Annotated in this window: 9 protein-coding genes; 6 read left to right on the top strand and 3 right to left on the bottom strand. The window is 60.0% G+C overall.

Going from position 1 to position 15,090, the window contains the following annotated elements; translation table 11 throughout:
- Nucleotides 1–141 precede the first annotated feature (141 nt).
- A complete protein-coding gene (locus tag Mal15_RS21900; RefSeq protein ID WP_147869723.1) occupies nt 142–1,263 on the top strand; it encodes an aminotransferase class V-fold PLP-dependent enzyme in 1,122 nt (373 codons plus the stop codon).
- A gap of 172 nt (nt 1,264–1,435) precedes the next feature.
- Here Mal15_RS21900 and Mal15_RS21895 read toward each other — a convergent pair whose 3' ends face one another.
- Entirely contained in the window at nt 1,436–2,467 is a 1,032-nt protein-coding gene (locus Mal15_RS21895) for an amidohydrolase family protein (RefSeq protein ID WP_199773708.1), read from the bottom strand.
- 19 nt (nt 2,468–2,486) lie between these two features.
- Here Mal15_RS21895 and Mal15_RS21890 point away from each other — a divergent pair, with 19 nt between their 5' ends.
- The 4 genes from Mal15_RS21890 (at nt 2,487) to Mal15_RS21875 (ending at nt 12,764) form a co-directional block, all read left to right on the top strand.
- Nucleotides 2,487–3,794, top strand: coding sequence for a M20 family metallopeptidase (locus Mal15_RS21890; protein ID WP_147869722.1), 1,308 nt, complete (start codon nt 2,487–2,489; stop codon nt 3,792–3,794).
- A 61-nt stretch (nt 3,795–3,855) separates the two neighbouring features.
- Nucleotides 3,856–6,789, top strand: coding sequence for a tetratricopeptide repeat protein (locus tag Mal15_RS21885; protein ID WP_147869721.1), 2,934 nt, complete (start codon nt 3,856–3,858; stop codon nt 6,787–6,789).
- Between the two features lie 91 nt (nt 6,790–6,880).
- Nucleotides 6,881–11,407 carry a DUF6797 domain-containing protein gene (locus Mal15_RS21880; protein WP_147869720.1) on the top strand — a complete coding sequence of 1,509 codons (4,527 nt, stop codon included), beginning with the start codon at nt 6,881–6,883 and terminating at the stop codon, nt 11,405–11,407.
- Nucleotides 11,408–11,642: 235 nt separating this feature from the next.
- A complete protein-coding gene (locus Mal15_RS21875) occupies nt 11,643–12,764 on the top strand; it encodes an alkene reductase (RefSeq protein ID WP_147869719.1) in 1,122 nt (373 codons plus the stop codon).
- 542 nt (nt 12,765–13,306) lie between these two features.
- Here Mal15_RS21875 and Mal15_RS21870 read toward each other — a convergent pair.
- Together Mal15_RS21870 and Mal15_RS21865 are read right to left on the bottom strand one after the other, a co-directional pair.
- Nucleotides 13,307–13,795 carry a ferredoxin reductase domain-containing protein gene (locus Mal15_RS21870; RefSeq protein ID WP_147869718.1) on the bottom strand — a complete coding sequence of 163 codons (489 nt, stop codon included), beginning with the start codon at nt 13,793–13,795 and terminating at the stop codon, nt 13,307–13,309.
- 43 nt (nt 13,796–13,838) lie between these two features.
- Nucleotides 13,839–14,567, bottom strand: coding sequence for an SDR family NAD(P)-dependent oxidoreductase (locus tag Mal15_RS21865; protein WP_199773707.1), 729 nt, complete (start codon nt 14,565–14,567; stop codon nt 13,839–13,841).
- Nucleotides 14,568–14,886: 319 nt separating this feature from the next.
- Here Mal15_RS21865 and Mal15_RS21860 point away from each other — a divergent pair, with 319 nt between their 5' ends.
- Nucleotides 14,887–15,066, top strand: coding sequence for a zinc ribbon domain-containing protein (locus Mal15_RS21860; RefSeq protein WP_147869717.1), 180 nt, complete (start codon nt 14,887–14,889; stop codon nt 15,064–15,066).
- Nucleotides 15,067–15,090: the final 24 nt, after the last annotated feature.

The raw sequence follows: 15,090 nt of genomic DNA, 5'->3' as shown, positions 1-15,090 counted from the left end.
GTCGATGTTTTGCCTGCGGGTACGATGGCCCTTCCGGGCCGTCGAGCGAGGGAGATTGGACGACCTGAAACGAACGTCATCAAGCTGACACACCGTCGGACAACCGGCGACAAACGCCTACCTGAACAGTGAAACGCTCCCATGCTAACCGAATCATCGCGACAGCGTGATTTCCCCAGCTTCTCGGGCAAGGCCTACTTCAACACGGCCGCCGAAGGGATTCCGCCGACGGCCGTACTCGAGGCACTTCATCGGTATGGCCAAGACAAACTGCTTGGCATGGACGGGCGCGAGTTGCATGCCGTGGTTTGGGACAGTGCCAAGCAACAAATCGCCCGGGCTTACGGATTGAGTGCCGACGAAGTCAGTTTGTGCTCGTGTTCGTCCGAGGCATACAACTTGGCCGCGTTGGCTCTGGGATTGCGTGAAGGCGACGAGGTCGTGATCAATGACCTGGACTTCCCGGCCGGTGCGACGCCGTGGCTGCACGAGCAATGTCCGGCGACGGTCAAGATTTGGCGGGCGCACGAGTGGTCGCTCCGCATCGAAGATTTGATTCCGTTGTTGGGACCTCGGACGCGGCTGGTTACGACCTCGTTGGTCAGTTTCTTTAATGGTCACAAAGTCAATCTGCCGGAGCTCGTCGGCACGGTCCGGCGGCGTTGCCCCGCGTTGATCTCGGTCGATGTCACCCAAGCACTCGGCCGTATCCCGCTCGATCTAAGCGACGTTGATCTAATCGTCAGCTCGACCCACAAATGGATCCTCGCTTCGCACGGCGGCGGTTTGGTGGGGGTTCCCTCCTCAAGTGCCTCGCGATTGACGGCGCCGGCGGGCGGTTGGTTTCATCTGCAAAACGCGTTCGATGCCGATCGATTCCAGCGGGCCACTGCCAAACAGGGTGCCGCCAGTTTCTCGGTCGGCATGCCCAACTATCCCGCCGTCTACGCGATCGACGCCGGTTTGCGGTATGTCCGGTCCGTCGGCGTCGACGCGATCGATGCCCATTGTCGCCCCCTGGTTCGCCTGTGCCTGGATGAGTTGAAGCGATTGCCCGTGGAATTGATCACGCCCGATCACCCCGATCATCTGGCGGGAATCGTGGCGTTCATGCACCCCGACGCAAACCGAATTCATGCCGCGCTGCACCAACAGAACATTCACGTGATGTGCCACGCCGGACGCTTGCGAATTGCGATCCACGGCTATAACGATCAAGCGTCCGTCGAGCGATTGATCGATACGCTGCGAAAGACGCTCTAATGCTCTGTCAGCATCAAATGATCGCATTGCGTTTGCAATCAGACGCATGGCGCGAGCCCAATGGCACCTACTTTATGAGCCGACGGCGCTAGCCGCGGGCCTTGGATTGCCCTTCGAGACTTGTAAGGCCCGAGGCTAGCGTCTGCGGCTCAGTTTGTGATCGAAAGCCGATCTACGTAAAGAACACCTTCTCGGCGGTCTTTTGCAACATCCAACTGCGATCACGGTTGGTCAAAAAGTCCAGCTTGTACCGGATCAAATCGATCGAGTCGTGATAGGTGTGTCCGCCCTGAACCTGGTAGGGGCAATCGGTCGCCCACATCAACCGATCGCTTCCAAACGCGTGTGCCAATCGATGAATCATCGGACCCAGATCGGTGTACGGCGCCGCTTTCTTTCCCAGCGCGTAAAACGCGGATGTTTTGACATGCGTTTGTTGGTGTTCGGCCAGGCGGCACAACGCGTCCAGGTCTCGCTGGCCGATGGTGCCGTCGATCCCGATCCTTGCAAAGTGATCGATCACGACGGGCGTCTGGGGATACTGCTGACACATTTTGTCGACCGAAGGCAGGTATTCCGGGTTGATCAACGGGCAAATTGCCAGGGATTCGTCCGCCGCACAGGCCCACATTTTTTTCATGCCGTCTCCGGACAACCAACGGTCAGGATCGCGTTTCCCCGACACGATGCGGAATCCCCGCACCCCTTTGGACTTTAGTGCTTTCATGGTCTCCGCCGGACGGTCGTCCGGATCGATCACCGCCACGCCGGAAAAGCGTCCAGGATGTTTTTCGATCACATCCAACATGTACGAATTGTCAAACCCGTAAAAGCTCATCTGGATCAAGACGATCCGGCGGACACCGGATGGCTCGGCCAGCCGCAGCAATTGTTCGGGCGTAAAACTTGCCGGCTGCATTGCCGAGACGTCGTAACGATCGTCCAACGGGTACGATTTCGTATCCGGCGTCCACACGTGCACGTGCGCGTCGATGTACCCTTTAGCATCGCTCGGCGCCGGATCGCTGGCCTGGCTGTCGTCGGCCTGGCTGTCGTCGGCCTGGCTGTCGTCGGCCTGGGCGGTGACAGTCCGGTGGGCCATGCCCGCCGCACCGGCAACACCGGCGGCCGCGGTACGTGCCATCCACGCGCGGCGCGTGAAACGGTTGCCTTGCCGAGCGTGATCTTGATCGGTTTGACTCATTTGCCTGCGAGGCTCCCTTTTGATTGACGATGATTCACCGCTGGCGATCTTGAACCAGTTGATTCGGATTCCGAGCCAAAACCCCATGGGACAGGACCACCGGGGACCGGAGTGGTGCGAACAGGGCATGAGCGACTGGCTGTGCCGTTTTTTCGCAGGTCACAACATACCTCATCGGTACGACCAGATCGAACCGGGCCGTGGAAACGTGATCGCAAGACTGGATGGCGATCCCGACCGCCCCACCTTGTTATTGGATGCCCATCAAGACACGGTCCCGGCGGCCGGCATGACGATCGATCCGTACCAGCCCCTGGAGCGAGACGGCCGGGTTTACGGGCGGGGAGCCTGTGACGTGAAAGGCCCGATGGCAGCGATCCTGTCCACCGTCGCACGTCTCAATCGCGAAGATCCCCGCTCGCGCGCCAATCTGATCCTCTCGTTGACCTGCGACGAAGAACTGGGTCAGATCGGCGCCCGCGATCTCGCCCGGCGCATCGATGGCGGTGATGCATTGCTTTCGCCGAAACCCGATCTGGCGATCGTGGCCGAACCGACGGACTTGAATGTCGTGGTCGCTCACAAGGGCGTCTTGAGGTGGCGGATCCGCACGTCCGGCATCGCCGTACACAGCAGTCGCCCGGCGCTCGGTCGCAACGCGATCTATGGCATGGCGCGACTGATCGGCGGCTTGGAGCGACTCGCCGCCGAACTGCAAACCGAGAGCGCCGAGCATTCACCGTCCACTGAGCATTCACCGTCCGCCGAGCATTCACCGTCCGCCGAACATTCACTGTCCGCTGAGCATTCACTGTCCGCTGAGCATTCACTGTCCGCTGAGCATTCACTGTCCGCCGAGCATCCACTGTGCGGTCGACCGTCCTTGAGCGTCGGGACGATTCGTGGGGGGGAAAGCGTGAACATTGTGCCGGAATGCTGTGTCATCGAAATCGACCGCCGAGTCGTCCCGGGAGAATCCTTCGACACGATCCTGCGGCAAACACAGCAGGCGCTCGCGGATCGTTGTGGCGTTGAGTTCGAGATGCTGCCGCCGGACACCAGTTGTGAGCCGCTGGTCGATGGCGAAAACGATGTGTTGGCCGATTCCTTGGTCGCGCTGGCCGAGCGGGTCAGCGGGGCTGCGCAAGTGATCGGGGTCGCCTTCACCACTCAGGCGCCGAAGTTCGCCGAACTGGGCATCCCCACCGTCGTTTTCGGTCCCGGATCGATCGACCAGGCCCATACCAAAGACGAATGGATCGCGATCGATTCGTTGAACCAGGGGGCGGAGATCCTGTATCAGTTTGCCAAGCAGCGGCGGTGGTAGAATGCACGGTGCGGTTTAGAATGAAGGCGATCGTCTTGTCGATTTAGCGGAGCCCTGCACCATGTTTACCGTCTCCTGCCAATGTGGTCAGCAGGTCCAAGTTCGACCGTCAAAGGCAGGAACGACGATGCAGTGCCAGGGTTGTGGCGGACGGTTCAACGTTCCTTCGCTGGGTGAGATGAGACGCCGGCAACAACGCCACGAAACCATTGATGGCCAGCCGATCGGTCCGGCGGAAGCCCCCGGGGATGCCCAACTGTCCGAGATCCCGAGTTCTTTTTATGTGCATTTCTGTGGCGACGTCGGATCGACGGGACGCATTTCGACGACCGCCATCGAAAACTATTCCGGCGTCGTCGCTCACGCGGTCGACACACTGATCGCCCAAGCCGACTCGGACGACGGGTTTGAGCTGATGGTCTCCCTGGCGTTGCTCCCCGGCGCGACGCGGTTGATGCAGATCGAAACCGCCCCGAATGGGCCCGGCGATTCCCCCGGCGTCGACCGCCATCGCGGGCGCGAGGGTTTGGTTGATCGAATCACCCGACGCATCGAATCCATCGCGATCCCAGACGTCCAGCACGGTCCGGTCGCGTTCTTGATGTATCGCCGCGTCAATTTGGCTCCCGTCACCAAAATCGGGATCAAACCGTTCAGCCGGTATCGAAACGAGATCGATAAATGCGGCATTGACCATGCGTTGATGCGCGCCGCCGGCTTGATCGAACCTTCATCGGACCGAACCGCACCGCTGGTGAAATGGTGGAACCAGGGGCTCAGCCGTTTGCGATCGCTCGTTTCGAAACCCGCGTCCGAGCAGGCCCCACCACTGACGCCCGAGCAGGTGTTCCAGGAGACGAGTGCGTGGATCGAACACACCGAGGAACTCTACGCGGGCACTTCAGACGCCGAGCTGAAACGTTTGCTGCGTCAAAGCCCATCTGAACTGGCGCTGCACGTTGCCGCGGCGGCGCGATTTGCCAACCGCGAAGCGTTTGAAAACGCGATCAGCGCTTACTCCGATGCGATCCAACTGGCCCCCAAGTGTGCACCGCTGCTGGGCCGCCGCGGGTGGTACCATTACGTCGTAGGCAATCATCAAGCGGCGCTGATCGACCTGAATCGGGCGATCCAACTGGTCCCCTCGGCCGCCTGGTTCTACCTCCATCGCTCTCAGATCTACGCGGGGCTGGAGGCATGGGAGCAGGCCCAATCGGACTTGGACACGGCGATCGGATTGGCACCGCGCGAACCGGCGTTCCGATTCCGCCGCGCGGAACTGCACCTCAGCCGGGACGAACTGGCGCCCGCAATCGACGACCTCACGCCGATTCTTCAGCTCGATCCGCACAACGGCGCCACCCATGCCATGTTGGGATGGTTGTACCAGCAAGACGAGCTGCACAACGAATCGCTGGCGTTACAGCACTTGACCCGCGCGATCGAATTGGTGCCCGATGCGATCGCGCCACGGCTGCATCGCAGTATGTTGTACATGTCGCAAAACAAATTCGAACTGGCCCGCGACGATTGCGACAGCGCACTTCGCTTGCAAGAGGACGAAGGGCAGGCTCACGCTCTACGCGGTCGCATCCTGCAGATGCAAAGCGAGTTTGACGAGGCCATCCAGGCGTGTGATCGCGCCATGGAACTGGGCGTCGAAACCCCCGCCGTTTTCTTGACCCGCGGATTCTGTTACGCCGCCACCGACCAGCGCGATCTGGCCTTGGCGGATTGCCACGCGGTGCTGGATCTGGAGCCGAAAAATCCGATCGCGTTGCATTTGCTCGGATCACTCAGTCTGCAACAAGGCGAACTGGACGCCGCGATGGAAGCTCTGACCGAAGCGAGTCGGTTGGCGCCGCAGTGGACCGAACCTCGCGAACAAATCGCCTTGCTGCACCGCATGAACGAGAATCCCCAAGCGGCCATCGACGAACAATCCGCCTTGATCGAGCAACAACCCGAACAACCGGCCCATTACGTCAATCGGGCGTTCGCACACACGCAAGCCGGCAACCACGACGACGCATTGAACGATTACCGACGTGCGTGCGAGCTGGACCCGGAAAATGAACACATCTTCTTCCTGCGGGGATGCTTCTTGATGGACCGCCAGGAGGACGAACTGGCACTGGAAGATTTTAATCGGGCGTTGGAATTGTCGGGCGTGTACGACGGCGCTCGCCTGCGACGGGCCGCCGTGCTGATGCGACTCAAACGCCACGACAAAGCGCTCGAAGACTACGAGAAACTGATCGAAAAGTACCCCGACGATCCGTATGCCTATTCCGGCCGCGCCTACGCCCATCAAATGCAAGGTGACGAATCGGCCGCCGAAGCCGACATCGATCGACTCGCCGAAATCGCTCCCGAGGACGCTCAGGAAGCGGCCGTCCAATCGTTGCAAGCCAAAGTCATTCGGCTCGAAGGCCTGGAACGCTATGACGATGCGATCGCGGTCGCCGAAGAAATCATCGACATGGCCCCCGACGCGGCGATCGGCTATCGCTTGCGAGGATGGATCCGCTGGTACACCGAGCAGCACGTCGAAGCCTGTGACGACTACACGCGACTGTTGGAGCTGTCATCGGACGATCCGGAACCGGATCTGCTGAGTTCACGTGGCCAGATCTACGCGGAAATGGGGGAATGGGACAATGCGTTGGCGGACCTCGACGCCGCGGTCCAACTCAGCCGAACCGCAGGGTTACATCAAGTGCTCGCGTTTTCGCTCAACGGCCGGGCGTTTGCGTTGGCGGGGCTCGATCGCACGCCAGAATCCGACCGCGACTTCGAAGAATCCGTCCGCCTTTGCCCGACCAATGCGTGGGCTCCCTACAACCGTGGGATCGTGCTCTACAAGCGTGGCCAACACGATCAAGCCCAAACGCTGCTCCGGCTGGCTCTGCAGTTGGACGGTCCACCGCTGACCCAACGCAAACGCCAACGCGCCGAAGCCGTGCTCCTCCGATTGGCAACCAGCCAGTCGTGACCGGCTGGCGGACGGCCGGATCGCTTGCGTCTACAATGGGCCGCTCGATACGAATTCGGTCCTCTTTATTCGGTGCTGAAAGTCTCAAACCATGGCCCATCGACGTGCCCCCCTGGCGATCCTGCTGTGCATCGCCGTCATCGCAGAATGCTTTGCCGAAACGCCCACCAACCTGCGCGACGAAAACCTGGTCGCCTGGTGCATCGTGCCCTTCGACGCAAAAAAACGCGGGCCGGCCGAGCGCGCCGAAATGGTCCGGCGACTCGGGCTGCGCCGCGTCGCCTACGATTGGCGCGCCGAGCATGTACCGACGTTCGAAGAAGAGATCCTGCAATACAAGAAGCATGGGCTGGAGTACTTCGCGTTTTGGGGATCACACGACGACGCCTTTCGCCTGTTCGAAAAGCACGACATGCACCCCCAGATCTGGCAGATGTTGCGACCGGTCGAGGGGCAGAGCCAGACCGATCGTGTGAAAGCCGCCGCGTCACAGTTGCTGCCACTGGTCCGACGGACCGGCAAGCTGGGCAGCAAACTCGGGTTGTACAATCACGGCGGTTGGGGCGGCGAGCCGGAGAACATGATCGCCGTCTGTGACTACCTTCGCGAACATCACAACGCCGATCATGTCGGTATCGTCTACAACCTGCACCACGGTCACGGACACATCGACGATTTCGCCGAGGTGCTGGAATCATTGAAACCGTATTTGCTGTGCCTGAACATCAACGGCATGACACGCAACGGTGACCAACGCGGGCAGAAAATCCTGCCGCTGGGCGAAGGTGAATACGATGTCCAGCTCTTGGCCGCGATCCGTCATTCCGGTTACGAAGGCCCCATCGGTATTCTGGGGCACACGCAAGACGACGTGGAGCTTCGGCTGAGAGACAACCTGGACGGCTTGCATTGGTTGTTGCCGCAAATCGACGGTCAACCCGCCGGACCGAAGCCGAAGCTGCGCACCCATTCACCGCAACAACCGCCGCCACCGCGTCCCTCTTCAATCGAGGGAACACTCCTGGACGGCAGCTCCGCGTATCGTCAACCGCCGATCACGGTCCAGTGTCGCGTCACGCTGCCCGATTCCAATGGATACAACATCCTGGTTGCAAGCGATCCCAAGCGGTCGGGCGATCACTGGGAGATTTTTTCCAATAACGGCACCGGCAACTTCACCGCCTACTTGCCCGGCATGCAACCCGATCACGTCCACAGCGACGCGATGATCTGTGACGGCAAGCCCCACACCGTGACGATGGTTTATCAGCCGACCAGGGTACGTTTGCTGGTCGACGGCAAACCGGTGGCAGACCAGGCGATCCAGTCACGCGGTCGAGACGGCGTTGCCGGAAAGCTGGCGATCGGTCGGTTGGTCGAAGGGCGGATCGGGTGCCGCGGCAACATCCACTGGGTACGGATTTCGAAAGGCGTGAGAACGATTCCCGCCGACCCCGTCATCGATGTCCAGGAAGATGACACGACGCTGTTAATTTGGCGCGGCGAAACGACACCACCCCGCGATGAGAACAACGAATCGCAATCCCGCCAAACACAACCGGTTTCGAAGACTCAGCACTATTCCCCCGAGCTCGTGTCCACGTTGGTCGACGATGCCCTTCGCAGCGGCGATCCACAACGCGGATTGCAGACGTTCGCCGATGCCAATTCCGCCTGTCTGTCCTGCCATCGCATCGGGCAGCACGGAGGCAGCGTCGGTCCGGAGCTGACGTCGATCGGCAAGCAACGAAAGCCCGAAGAATTGGTCGAATCGGTGTTGTGGCCAAAGCGTCACATCCCACCAGAGTACTTGGCCCATCTGGTTCTGGATGAATCCGGCCGCACGCACCAAGGCTACCTGGTTCGCCAAGACGACGAAGAAATCGTGCTCCGCGATCCGGCCTCCGATCCGCCGGCCGAGACGGCGATCGCGATCGACGAGATCGTTTTACAACGCGAGGTCGGAACGTTAATGCCCGATAATCTGGCCGGTGCGATGTCCGACGAAGACCTGAGCGGATTGCTCAAGTTCTTGTTCGACTTGGGGTCCGATCGGGGGCTGGCGATGGGCGAGATGGATTTGCTGCTTTCCCACGCCCAAGCCCACTCGCACGGGCCGGCGGAGTTTCCGATCGATCGCCAGCCACTCCACCCGGACGATTGGCCGAGTTGGCAACACCCGGTCAACCGGGACCGCGTCTATGACTTTTACGCCAAGCAAGCGGAGTTTTTCCGCGGGCATCCGGCCAACCCGCCGCTGTTGGCGGAGTATCCGGGCCTGGATGGCGGCGACCAAGGCCACTGGGGCAACCAGAACGACACCACCTGGGCCAACGACCGATGGAACCTAACCGAACTCGGTGCGGTGATGTGCGGTGTGGTCCGCGTCGGCAAGACAACCATCCCCCGCGGCGTGTGCGTGCGTGTGGGCGATCACGGCGAACTGGCAACCTGTTTCAATCCCGACACGTTGACCTATGAGGCCGTGTGGCGCGGCGGATTTGTCCATTTTTCGTCGCACCGACACGGATTCCTGGACGGATTGAAGATCGACGGCGAACTGCTTCCCATACCCGAACAGTCCAAACCAGACCAGCCCTTTCGGTATCAAGGTTTCTATCGGACCGGGGATCGCGTCGTGTTCGCCTATCGCATCGGCGACCAGGACTTCTTGGACGCGCCGGATGTCAAAGACGGTCGCTTCGTTCGTGTCGTCGCCCCCGCGGATTCACACCCGCTGCGCGAGCAACTCCACCACGCTCCGACGCGTTGGCCAGAAACGATCGAGACCGAAATCCAACTCGGAAGCGGAACGCCCTATGCGGTGGACACGATCGGATTGCCGTTTGATAACCCATGGAACGCTTTGATGTTTTGCGGCGGGCACGCGTTTTTGCCCGACGGTTCGGCATTGGTTTGTACCATGCAAGGTGACGTCTGGCGGGTGACCGGTTTTCAATTCCCCTCGAAGACATCCTCGTGGCGGCGGTTCGCGTCCGGGCTGCACCACGCGTTGGGCATCGTGGCTGACGAAGACGGCATCTTCGTGTTGGGACGTGACCAGATCACTCGCCTGCATGATCTGAACGGGGACTTCGAAGCGGATTACCACGAATGTTTCAGCAACGCCTACCAGACTTCGGCCGCCGGACACGATTTCATCTGTGGACTGGAGCGTGATCCCGATGGCAACTTTTACATCGCGTCGGGCAATCAGGGCCTGATGCGTCTTTCACCCGACGGGCAGCGTGCCGAGACCATCGCGACCGGCTTTCGAAATCCCGATGGCTTGGGCCTGTTGCCCGATGGAACCGTGACCGTCCCGGCGTCCGAGGGTAGTTGGACACCCGCGTCGATGATTTGCGCGGTTGATCCTGATCGCACAGGGCCATTGAACGAACGTGCCGCGATCCCGCACTTCGGATACCGCGGCCCGCGCGAGGGCGTGACTCCGGAATTGCCGTTGGCGTATCTGCCGCGTTCCCTGGACAATTCCAGTGGCGGCCAAGTGTTCGTCGACAGCGACTCATGGGGACCGCTCTCGGGCCAATTGCTGCATTTTTCGTTCGGCAGGGGCTCGCATTTCCTGGTGCTGCGTGACCGGGTGGGCGGGCAAGCCCAAGGGGCCGTCGTGCCGCTACCGGGTGAATTCCGTTCGGGCGCACACCGCGGACGATTCCACCCGGTCGACGGTCAGTTGTACGTCGCCGGAATGCAGGGCTGGGGCAGCTACACACCCGAGGACGGCTGCTTCGAGCGCGTCCGATACCGTGGCGGTGCCGCCCAATTGCCGACCGGATTCCATGCCCATGAAAACGGAATCACGATCTCGTTTTCGATGCCGCTGGACGTCGCAATCGCGGGTGATCCCGGCAGCCATTTCGCACAAGCCTGGAATTATCGTTACGGTCCCGGTTACGGTTCGCCCGAGTTTTCGACGCGTCATTTCGGCGTCCGCGGCCACGACAACGTGCACATTCAATCCGCCCATGTTTTGCCGGATCGTCGAACACTGTTCATCGAATTACCCGACCTGCAAAAGGTCAATCAGCTACACCTCGCGCTGCAGTCAGCGCCCGACCAATTCCATCAATTGTTCGTCACCGTTCACGAACTGGATGAACCACTGGCAGACTTTCCCGGTTACGTGGCGACTCGAAAGACCATCGCGCCGCATCCGATTGTCGCCGACCTTGCCATGGCAACCCGAAGCGTGCCGAACCCGTATCAAAAGAAACTTGCCGGGGCACGTGACATCACCATCGAAACCGGAACCAATCTTTCCTACACGATGCGAACGATGCGGGTCAGTGCGGGTCAGCCGATCGCGTTGACGCTGTCTAACCCGGACGTGGTGCCGCACAACTGGGCGTTGGCTAAACCCGGAACCATCGATCGGGTGGGTGAGCTTGCCGACCGTTTGATTTCGGATCCTGAAGCGGCGCTTCGTCACTACATCCCAGCCACCACCGACGTGCTCGCCCACACCGACGTCGTACTACCGGGCGAGCGATTCACCATCTATTTCAACGCCCCATCTCAAAAGGGGCACTATCCCTACCTGTGCACGTTTCCGGGGCACTGGAAAGTCATGAACGGTGTGATGATTGTGGAGTAGTTGAAGCCGACGCACCGACCAGTCAACGCTTTGGTCCTTTCACTGTAAGACAGTGTCAATCCGGCGGTATTCCTCCGTAACGCTCGCTTTGGCATCGGGCCCAGCCGCCCGCTGCGGCAATCCATGTGGTCGTGCCGGCTACCCTATCGCGGGGTTGTTGGTACCGGATGATTTCGCCGTTGGCCAAAGCCGCAACTCTCTGAAGAATCCCAACCATCCTTCGTCGGAAACGATCATGACAACTTCCAAGACCAACCAACCACCAACGAACCTGCTTTCGTCGCTGACCATCGGTGATCTGACGTTGCAAAATCGTGTCGTCATGGCCCCCCTGACGCGTGCCAGAGCCGGTGAACGCCGCATCCCCAACGATTTGATGTCAGAGTATTACTCACAGCGGGCGTCCGCGGGATTGATCATCAGTGAAGCAACGGTGGTGTCACCGCAGGGAATCGGTTGGCCCAACACCCCGGGGATCTACAACGATGAAATGACCGAAGGCTGGAAGCAGGTCGTCGATGCCGTTCATGACAGCAACGGACGGATCTTTTTGCAACTGTGGCACACCGGCCGCGCGTCACACAGCGATTTCCACGACGGCGACTTGCCCGTTGCCCCCTCGGCGATCGCGATCGAAGGGGACGGCGTTCATACACCCAGCGGGAAAAAACCGTATGAGACACCGCGGGCGCTGCGGACGGACGAACTTCCCGGCATCGTTTCCGATTACCGGCAAGCCGCCGAAAACGCGAAGCGGGCGGGATTCGACGGCGTCGAAATCCACTCCGCCAACGGCTATCTGCTCGATCAGTTCTTGCAATCCAAAACCAATCACCGAACCGATGCCTACGGAGGCAGCATCGAGAACCGATACCGATTGCTGTCAGAAGTCGTCCAGGCGGTCACGTCGGTTTGGCCCTCGCATCGTGTCGGCGTACGACTCGCCCCCAACGGAGCGTTCAATGACATGGGTTCGCCCGACTACCGCGAACAATTCACTTACGTCGCGCGACGACTGGACGAACACGATCTCGGCTACCTGCACGTCATGGACGGAACGGGATTCGGATTTCACCAACTCGGTCCGGCCATGACGCTTGCTGACTTCCGCGAGGTGTATTCCGGTCGGCTAATGGGCAACGTCGAATACACACGCGAGTCCGCTGAAACCGCGATCGCCGAAGGCGACACGGACTTGATCGCGTTCGGACGTCCGTACATCAGCAACCCGGATCTTGTTGAACGCTTCGCCAACGGCTGGCCACTGGCCGAGACCGCAGACATGTCCCTGTGGTACTCCGGCGGCCCGCACGGCTACACGGATTTCCCCGCCTACCGCGAAGCGGTCACAGCGTAGTTTGTAACCACGGTCGCGCCTACTTTGCCGCGCGAGCACGACCCATGGATTGAGATTGTTTCCCTCGGGACGTGATCTTTATTGCAGACCACTACCGTAGTGAACAAGACAATGTTGCAGGACAAAACATTGCTACGTTCATCTCTTTGGAAGACCAGATTGATGATTCTGGCTCCCCTCACCCCCGGAAAACCTGGCGAGCTTCAGCGAGTCAGGTTTTCCGGGGGTGAGAGGTCGAGGGTGAGGGGGATTCTCAGCCGTCGACGAAGCTTTGGAGCGTGGGAGACTTGACGCAGAGCTTCCGCACCGGAGTGAAGAGAACCGGCAACAATTGCATCACAGAATCAATGCGGACATCGATGCGGACAGGGGAGCGATCTGGGAGAGTTAACGCATGGTTATGAATCAGCGTGTTACTTCACGTTCCCCTGGAAGAGACAGGGTTTGCGTGGTAAGCGAACGCAAGAGAAGCCTCACGGGTTGCGAAAGTCTTGGCGACTTCCGCTACGATTAAATGCCCCGTCGAAGCTAACCGTCCTGCGTTACTCTTCGAAAACGATCGAGTTGACTTCCGCGCCAAGATCCTTCAACGCCGACTTCAGGTCGTCAACCATCGACGGAGGCCCGCAGACGTAGAACGGTTGGGAATAGTCATCGACTCGGCTTTGCAGCCAATCTTTGTCGATGCGGCCATGTTCGTAGTCGCGATGCTTCTCTTGTGTCAGGGTGCACACGGCGGCCCGGCCCATCATGCGGAACAACTCCCCCTGCAGGAAAACGTCTTCGCGTGCCTTGTTAGAAAAGAACAGCCGATTTCCTTCTAACTGCCCGTCTTGTTCCAGCTTTCGCAAGATCGCGATAAACGGAGTGATCCCTGCTCCCCCGGCGATAAAGACCCCCGTCCCCTTAAACTCGATCGTGCCCCACGGGTCGCTAAAGATGACGCGGTCGTTGACTTCGATGTCGCGGCCCAGGTGTTTGGTGACGCCTTCGTGCGATGGGAATTGCTGTGTCGGGTAAGACTTGACCATCTCTGTTGAAAAACAGCCACGTCTGGCAAGCCGCGTCGAGATGTTACAAAGGAACGATTCCGGACATTCCCCCGTCGACGCCGATGGTCTGGCCGGTGATCCATCGACTGCGCTGGGAGAGCAGGAACGCGGCCATTTCCGCAATGTCGTTCGCCGTACCGTAGCGTCCCATCGGGTACTTTTCCGCCATCGTCTTTTTCTTTTCGTCCGTCGACAGCAGATTTGCCGACAATGGCGTCTCGGTCAGCGCTGGGGCGATGCAGTTGACGCGAATCTTCGGTGCGAGTTCGGCGGCCCAGGTTTTCGCGAGTGCTTGCAGCGCGCCCTTGGCGGCCGCGACATAACTGTGCATCGCGATCCCGTGGTTGACCGCGACGGTCGAGAAGAACACCGCGCTCCCCGATCCCGACTGCCGCAGCGCAGGGATGGCTGCCTGGAAACACTTCATCGCCCCCACAACATTCAGCTCAAAGTCCTCACGAAGCAGCTCCGGCTTGGCCGACTTGACCGGCCCCAACCGAATCGAACCGGGGCAGTAAACAAAACCGGTCAGCGAATTCGGCAATTCAATCTTCGACAGGTCGCCGTTGACGACATCGCACTCGATATGCCGGATGCCCTTACCGGATAAATCGTCGTCTGCCAGTTCACCTTGACTCCGGGAGATGGCGGTGATCTGACAGTCGCGTGCGGAGAGAATCCGGACCAGTTCCAGACTGATCCCGTGGCTGCCCCCGATGACGAGGACGTGGTTGTGAATTTGATTGCTCATCGTTTTCTGGCAAATCCGAAGCGTTCGAGGTGTACACGAGGCCGACCGTTACGTGCGGGACTTGATCGTCAAAGTTGCCCCGAACCGGGGCCGTCCCCGTGCGGTCGTGGTGCGTGATCGCCACGGTTGTCTAATCCGTTGGCGGTTGGACGCATCACTGTAGCCGCCTGGACAGGGAACCGCCGATCGCCACACTTGATGCCATCTCTACAATAGCCTGGACAATGGAGTAGCCGCGTGCGCACCCGATCGCGGCACGCCCGACCGCGATCGGCGGTCCGCGAATGAATGACCGTTCCGTTCAGACAGGATTGCTTTGATGAACAACGTTACCAAAGACGCTGCACTGCTTAATCGCACGCCGTGTTCTAAATGCGGCAAAGTAGTCGACGACCGTGCCCCCGCCTGCCCGTGGTGTGGAGAAAGTATTTACGTCGAGCACCCTGCCGACATCACGCCCACCAAACACCGACAACTGAAGATCCATCGCTGGCGGTAACGTCAGTGACCACGTGAATCATGC

Origin of the sequence: Stieleria maiorica, from assembly GCF_008035925.1 — a bacterium.
GTDB lineage: Bacteria > Planctomycetota > Planctomycetia > Pirellulales > Pirellulaceae > Stieleria > Stieleria maiorica.
Note: the sequence above shows the minus strand (reverse complement) of the source record. Positions and strands in the feature narration are given on the sequence as shown.